This is a genomic window from Paraburkholderia sp. SIMBA_030, assembly GCF_046535245.1.
Taxonomy (GTDB): Bacteria; Pseudomonadota; Gammaproteobacteria; order Burkholderiales; family Burkholderiaceae; genus Paraburkholderia.
In genome coordinates this window covers 1-275 of sequence record NZ_JAWRXB010000429.1, presented here as the reverse complement: position 1 = coordinate 275, position 275 = coordinate 1, and the positions used below count along the sequence as shown (strand labels likewise).

Below are 275 nucleotides of genomic sequence, written 5' to 3'. Positions count from 1 at the left end.
CAATTGCAGATGATCGATGGTCAACTCGGTCAGCGTGGCAGGCAGCAGCAACGTCGCCGAATCGGCCACGCGCAAATGCTCCAAGTGCACGCTGGCCGACTTGTCGGGCAGGCGCAGCATGGAATTGGACGCCACTTCAAGGGTTTCGGCCTGGGCCAGGGGAGCAGCCAACATGGCCAGCAACATCAGATTACGCATTGCGCGGCGCCTCCTGCGCACGAGGAATGGACATGACATGGAAAATACCCGTCAGCAGGATCTGCAGACGGTCGAAC

General features: G+C 60.0%; 1 protein-coding gene. It reads right to left on the bottom strand.

Features of this window, described 5'->3' with window-relative positions; genetic code table 11:
• On the bottom strand, positions 1–186 hold a 186-nt coding region (locus SB772_RS40650; protein ID WP_410838605.1), incomplete at its 3' end, for a hypothetical protein.
• Between the last annotated feature and the right edge of the window lie 89 nt (positions 187–275).